The sequence below is a fragment of the Methylocaldum sp. genome (genome assembly GCF_039794385.1).
In the GTDB taxonomy this organism is placed as follows: Bacteria; Pseudomonadota; Gammaproteobacteria; order Methylococcales; family Methylococcaceae; genus Methylocaldum.
Genome location: NZ_JBDIVO010000412.1, coordinates 1 through 3,666 on the forward strand (window position 1 = coordinate 1; position 3,666 = coordinate 3,666).

Below are 3,666 nucleotides of genomic sequence, written 5' to 3' on the forward strand. Positions count from 1 at the left end.
TTGACGAAATCAAGCTGAAAATTCCCACCGATGCGAGCATGTTTACGGTTCGGGGGCTTGAATCGCCGCGTTGAAATAGAGTCTTGGGCATTTCTATAAAACCGGTAAACAAGAAGAGTTGTACTTCTGACAATGCCGTTAAGTTAAGGCGAAGGACGTCACCCCGGCAGGGAATGCCGGGGTCCAGAAGCCATGGATGGCAGAGGCGTGTCACTTCCCTGTGCTCTGGATTCATGCCGCACAGTCCCTGTGCGGCATCTTACGGGCGCTTCGCGTGCAAATCGGCCATCCTGCCGATTTGTCCGGCACAAATTTGCCAGGAGCAAATTTGGACGTGCGGAGCACGGTCCGTAGGACGAACCCCAGGGATGGGGTGAGCAATCCCTGCCGGAAGGGGCGTTCTGGCGCTCCCAGAACGACCGTTTGCGATTGGAATGACGGCTTAACTTAACGGCATTGGTACTTTGGACGGACGTTAGTTACTCCAGCGATCTGGCCATCTTTCCTTGGTCTTGCCAAAGGTAATTGAGCGTCTGTTAAAAACCTCCGATCGAGAATATACCTAACGAAAGCATCGGATGGCTGAAACTCTATTTTGCACGGAAAAGACCATGCCCTTTCAGCAGGCTTTTTCCGCAAGTGCAGGATTTGGAATTGAATTAGGGGCATTCTTGTTAAAGCTGCTGATAACTGCTTTTGGGTTTTATTTGATGTTGTCACCGGAATTTGGGTTTTGTGAGGGCGAAACCAGTTCAGAAGGTCTATCCGGGATCGGTTCTTGGATGGAAAAGCTGAATATTGCGGGCAGCTTCGATTACGAGACTTATCAGTATCCTGAGACGCCTCTTTTTCCTGGGCAGATCGAGCAGAATCACGCATTACGACTCGACTTTCGATCGGAAGTAAGCATTGGAGAAAACTGGCGCGCCGCTATAGCGCCGTTTGCCCGCTATGACTTCATGGATGATCGACAAAATACTATTCGCCTCAACGAAGCGTGGGTCGAATACAGCACAGAAAACTGGGATTTTAGGATTGGAAATCAGATTTTCACCTGGGGCCAGATGGAGAGCGTAAACCGAATAGACGTACTCAATCCTAGGGATTTTCGGGACGATGTGATCGAGCCGAGCAAAATCGGTATACCTGCGGCTCTATTCCGTTGGAAATTCGATAACAGCGATATCAGTGCGTATTCGATTCCCTACTACATTCCCGACAGCTTTCCGGGGCCGGACAACTTCTACAGTCTCAGTGGCGGTGCTCCGATTCGCGAACCGGCGGAACGATTCGAGGACCAGTGGGCGATCCGCTACTTCTATGCAGGCGACGGCTTCGATTTTGCCTTGAGTTGGGCGAACGTCATCGAAAGGCTGCCGATTTTCGATATGAACGAGACGGGGACGAAGTTGATCGGGACCCCCTACAAATCCAACCGCCTCGGTTTTGAATTCACCAAAGTTATCGAGAGCCTGATCGTCAAGGGAGAGGGATTCTATCGGTTTCCCGAGACCGAACTCCTTGCGCCGGGATTTTTTTATACCGCGGGGTTGGAATACACCTTTCCCGCGATTGTCGGCCTATCCGATTTGACGCTGTTTACCGAATATTTCGGGAAAGTCGGTGACGGGCAAGTCAGATTCCAGATACTCGAGAACAGCCTTTTCACCGGTTTTCGTTTGACGGTCAACGACCTGGCCCGCCAGGAGTTCGAGGTCGGGGCCATAAACAATTTTAAGCCGGCCGGCACCTGGCTCGTGCGAGCCCGATATGCCCGCGACATCGTCGAGCAGCTCCGGTTCGAGGTGACGTATACGGACTCTTTCGGGTTTTTCGTTTTCCCGGATCAGGATGAAGACGGTGACGGCGCCTTTCGGGTGCGGCTGAGATACAGTTTTTAATTCAATTTTCGGCGGGATGCTATGCGTGAGAAGAAACTGGTAACGGCTTACGCCAACTGGGTCATCAGGAACCGGATCTGGGTGATCCTGGCGAGCCTTGCCGTGATCGTCTTTCTGGGCGGGTTTCTGGGACGGCTGTCCTTCGACTCGAACTATCGCATCTGGTTCGACGAGGAGGATCCCTATCTAAAAAGCTACGATCTTTTCGTCAAGGAGTTCGGCCACGATGATATGTTCGTCGTGGCGTTCGAAGAGTCGCAGGGGATTCTTCAGCCGAAGCCCCTCGAAACCATCCAGCGTCTTACCGACAAATTCTGGCACGTAGCCGGCGTGATCCGGGTGGATTCGCTTTCCAACTTCCAGGCGTTGCGGGGCGATGCCGAAGGCTTCAGCGCCGAGGCCCTGTTCCCGAGCGACAAGCCGGTCACCCCGGAGCGCATCGCGGCAGCCCGGAGTTATATCGACCAGGACCCGCTGGTGACCGGTTCTCTGATCTCCCCGGATCGGAAAGTCGGCATCATTCGAGCGCGCATCGCGCCGGTCGCCGTGACGCCCGAGTTGCCGGCGAAGGTCTACAACCAGTTGATGCAAATCCTGGACGAGGAGAAAGCCCGGAGCGGCTACGAGTTTTACCTAGCCGGCGGTCCCATCACCGACCAGGCTTTCGACCAGGTGGCGCAGAAGGATATGGGATTCCTGGTCCCGCTGTTGCTGGTCATTCTGGGTGTGGTGTGGTTCATCCTGTTCCGCTCGATCCTCGGAGTCCTGCTGTCCCTCGGCATCTCTCTCCTGAGCGTGATCGGCGCCATGGGCCTTACCGGACTCGTGGGCCATAAACTGAACGTGGTCACCACCACGACGCCGCAGTTGCTCATCGGTATCGCCGTGGCGGGCTGCGTCCATATGGCGGCGATGTTCGTCAAAGCCAAGCGCAACGGTCTGAATTCCAGGGACGCCGTCAAGGAGTCGCTGCGGATCAATCTGAGCGCGATCGTCATGACCTCGGTCACGACGGCGATCGGTTTCTTCTCCTTTTATTTAACGGCCACCATCATTCCTCTCAAGCTGTTCGGTTTCGAGGCCGGTTGCGGCACTTTGCTGATTCTGTTCCTGACTCTGACCCTGCTGCCGGCGCTGTTGAGTTTCTTCCCGGAAAAGACGCCGCGTCCCGTCTTCGATTCCGAGTGGTTCAAGGGTTTTCTGGATCGGCTGCGTTGGGCGTCCATACACCGCAGCAGGCAGGTGGTCCTGGGCTGGCTCGTCTTCATCGGCATCTTTGCGGCTTTCCTGCCGATGCTCACGGTCGATTCCAATCCGGTGTCCTATTTCCGCTCCAGCTTCTGGTTCGCCGAATCGGTCCATTTCCTGGAGGAGAAGGGCTCGGGCGGGGCGGTGTACGAGCTGGTCGTACGCGGCAAGGGCCCGGATTCCATCAAGACCGTGGAGTATATGCGCGACCTGGATGCCTTCACGCAGTACCTGGCCCAGGAAGCGCCGGGCGGGCTGAGCAACGTCTACTCCCTGTCCACCGTGCTGCGCAATGTCAATCGCGCCCTGCACGAGGACGACCCCAGTTTCCATACCCTTCCCGATGACAACGATTCGATCGCCCAATATTTGTTCCTCTACAGCCTCTCGGTGCCGGTGGGTCAGGACATCAACGACCGTTTCAACGTCGATTATTCCGCGAGTCGCGTGACGGTGATCCGCGCCCTGGTCCCGACCCGCGCCAGCCGCGAAAACATGGACATCATCAGCGACTGGG

The 3,666-nt window shown here is 55.6% G+C and carries 3 protein-coding genes; 2 read left to right on the plus strand and 1 reads right to left on the minus strand.

All coding sequences use genetic code 11. The features are described 5' to 3' along the window. Positions 1-235 (minus strand): hypothetical protein (locus ABJK70_RS21790; RefSeq protein ID WP_347259112.1); only part of this gene is annotated, 235 nt, incomplete at its 3' end. A 547-nt stretch (positions 236-782) separates the two neighbouring features. Here ABJK70_RS21790 and ABJK70_RS21795 point away from each other — a divergent pair. Together ABJK70_RS21795 and ABJK70_RS21800 are read left to right on the plus strand one after the other, a co-directional pair. Then, positions 783-1,901, plus strand: a complete 1,119-nt coding sequence (locus tag ABJK70_RS21795) for a DUF1302 family protein (protein WP_077732381.1) — start codon at positions 783-785, stop codon at positions 1,899-1,901. Between the two features lie 21 nt (positions 1,902-1,922). Then, a partial coding sequence (locus ABJK70_RS21800) for an MMPL family transporter (protein WP_347259113.1) occupies positions 1,923-3,666 on the plus strand: 1,744 nt, incomplete at its 3' end.